Origin of the sequence: Bacillus sp. JJ664 (genome assembly GCF_036962205.1) — a bacterium.
Taxonomy (GTDB): Bacteria; Bacillota; Bacilli; order Bacillales; family Bacillaceae_G; genus Gottfriedia.
On the sequence record NZ_JBALMS010000168.1, the window covers coordinates 430 to 3341 of the forward strand.

The 2912-nt window shown below is 31.4% G+C and carries 3 protein-coding genes; 2 read left to right on the forward strand and 1 reads right to left on the reverse strand.

The window, feature by feature from the left end; genetic code table 11:
* Positions 1 to 621: 621 nt before the first annotated feature.
* Entirely contained in the window at positions 622 to 828 is a 207-nt protein-coding gene (locus V7056_RS19335; RefSeq protein ID WP_499704022.1) for a hypothetical protein, read from the reverse strand.
* Positions 829 to 970: 142 nt separating this feature from the next.
* Between V7056_RS19335 and V7056_RS19340 the strand changes: the two genes are divergently transcribed.
* The gene (locus tag V7056_RS19340) at positions 971 to 1201 is read left to right on the forward strand and encodes a DUF7660 family protein (RefSeq protein ID WP_499704023.1); all 231 of its coding nucleotides are present in this window, start codon (positions 971 to 973) and stop codon (positions 1199 to 1201) included.
* A 410-nt stretch (positions 1202 to 1611) separates the two neighbouring features.
* Entirely contained in the window at positions 1612 to 1989 is a 378-nt protein-coding gene (locus tag V7056_RS19345) for a cysteine-rich CWC family protein (RefSeq protein WP_499704024.1), read from the forward strand.
* The last annotated feature ends 923 nt before the right edge of the window (positions 1990 to 2912 follow it).

Consider the following 2912-nt stretch of genomic DNA (forward strand, 5'->3'; position numbering starts at 1 on the left):
TAACTGGCGCGTTAGTTACATATCAGCAGGGAAGTTCTACAGCTTTTTTATGTTGCGAACTGGCAATTTTGTTAATGAAGAAATATGTTTTCATCAAAATATTCCAAATAAAAAGGTGATGAAAAATGATTAGTGGTATGGAATTAGTAATAATAACATTTTTTACTATATTAGGATTAATATTTTGCATTATAAAATCAATTAAAAAAGGCGTATTAGGGTTGGTTTTATTAGTCATATTATTTGGAACAATATTCGGTTATTTTGGTTTGCCTACAATACTACACGCTTTTAATTTTTAATCCAAGTTTTGGTCAAGATAGATTAGAAAATTAGATGTTGAAAGATTCTTCTTTATAGAAGAATTATTATTTTTCTTATTCAAGTAACTGGCGCGTTAGTTCAATAATAAAATCATGATTCGAATTTGTGGCTTTTTTCTTATTCAAGTAACTGGCAGAATAGTTGAGAAGAAATCATAATTATTAAAGACAAATTCAATTGGAAGGTGTGTGCGAAAAACCCATCCCTTACGATTCAAGGATGGGTTTTTTAGTAATTTATTATTTAGTGAAATGAAGACCCTTTTGTTCGAAGTAACATTACACTATGAATCAAAAATTAGATCCATCTCCAACCACAATGATTACGATCTCTGTCATCGCGTCGATCTTCAGCACCAGCAACTCGATCATCGATGCAACGATCTACTGCACGGCAGAATTCATCTCGATCAACCCTGATTTTAGCGTCAAATGTAAAATCTCTTTTATTTCTGTTTCGATCACTTTCTCCACCAACAAAATCATTATTACGGTTACAACCCAATAAAAACACTCCTTTTCCTTTATATTAACTACCTTAACATCATATGATATTGTTTGGACAAGCGTTCTAGACGTTAGTTGATTTAATAGAAAAACAACGTATATTTTCCGCAAAGTTGTTGAGAGTAAACGAAGGTAATAGAATGGCTATTACGGATAAATGTGAAAAAGTAAAAACAAAAAAGGATTTAATAATGTTAATTGAATCACTAAGAACAGACTTAAAAACAAATGAAGAGGAATGGGAAAATATCACACATGAGCACTATTTAGAGTCTATTGAAGCCTGGATAACTGACATTGAGAAATTATCAGAAGAACCAAGTTGGAAGGCTTTTGCGAATGTCCTATTATCGGGAAATTTCTATGAATAATATTTTTTTATTTCCACTAACTGATTCATAAGTTGGTTCAATCAATTCAGAGGTTCCCGACTTCTCATACCGTTTGGATGTTAAATCGAGTAATTAATGGTATTGAGGGAGAAGAAAAGATAGACTACATAGATATTTTACAAAATGTCATTAAGTATCCCAAGGTCAGTAATGATTTGAGTTCTTTTACTAAAGAATTATTATCCCTACATATATAAGTAATTTAACTACCGAGCGCGTTAGTTGAAGAGAAAGCAGCAATGGCTGCCTTTTTTTATTTAAGGATTTGGCAGTTTAGTTAATTTAGGATTGATATAATTAAATGGATAAATATAGTAAACCAATTAAATGATTGAACGGAATTAAAGGGTAATTCCTTTTGTTAACCATATTATTGAGGAGGGGATTTAATGGCAATTAAGATTTGTCCCATGTGTGGTAATGAGAATAAGTGCTCAAGTGGGAAGACTTGTTGGTGTAATGATGAGTATTTCCCAAGAGAGATATTTAATCAGATATCACCAGAAGAGGTTAGAAGATCTTGTATATGTAAGTCGTGTTTAGATAAGTACAAAAAAGATAAAGGAATAGAAGACTTAAAACCTTCTGATATCGGACCAATGGTCTTTGGTCGAAAGAATGAACCTAAACAGGACGATGAAGTATGTTACTGCTATGAGAAGTTTAAAGATAAACTTAAACCAGGGACAGTAACTAAGTGTTTCAAAGAGAAATGTGCTACTTACCTAAGATGCATAGAAGAACGTAATAATAATCGGAGGTGTTAATAATAGCATTTGAACATTTACAAAAAGGCTCAATGGAAGACCTAAAACTACTTTAAAGGAGTTTGAACATAGGCGTCTAAAAACAAGGTATGGTCAAAAAGAGCCACTTTTGTGACTCGTGATCTTCAACTAACGCATGCGTTAGTTGAAAACTCATAGCAGTCAATGCCTGCTTTTTTATTTATGTATTTGGCAGGTTAGTCATATTGAGCGAAACGGCGCCATTTTGCTTGCAGTAGGCAAGTAATCAAAAAGCCTACCATAACCAAATGTAGAGCTACAAACAAAAGGAGCCGTTAATATTATGAAGGATAGTCAAAAATTTGTTGGTTTAGTTCGTTCATATCAGTTGAATATGAATTTATAATAATGTGTTATCATTTATTTAGATTACGAAACGAATATTATAGACAACAATGAACAAAAGGAGATAGAAATTAGAACAGTTATTTAGGAGTTCTAATTATTAGATTCGTTTTGTAAGAAAGACCATTTTTGGTCCATCTTAATTAAAATAGAACATAATTGACGATTTAGGATAACTTTTACACCTAATTGACTCACTATAATTGAATTATTATTGGTCTTCCTTCTGTAACTAACTGGCGCTTTAGTTTAATAAGTAAATAAAGATCACTTACTATATGAATATATTCAAATTGCTTCAAAACTAACGTATCATCTAAGGGGAGGATGTATAATGTTTTTTTATGATGTAATTTGTTTTTGTTGTTTAAAGGAATTTAGATTATACGAAGGCAGTAAGGAATATAAGTTATACAAGGTGAATAGAAAGCTATTATATTGTTGTGTACAATGTCATGGCAATATTCGTTTAGAAGCTATAAAACATTTCTTTAGATAGTAAATGGCGAGATAAGTTTGTTGAACTAACTGGCGCGTTAATTGAACATGAAAAACAA

What these genes read in the sequence shown, in the direction of transcription:
- V7056_RS19340 (WP_499704023.1), top strand. Translation starts at nt 971, where the DNA reads ATGGCTATTACGGATAAATGTGAAAAAGTAAAAACAAAAAAGGATTTA.
- V7056_RS19345 (WP_499704024.1), top strand. Translation starts at nt 1,612, where the DNA reads ATGGCAATTAAGATTTGTCCCATGTGTGGTAATGAGAATAAGTGCTCA.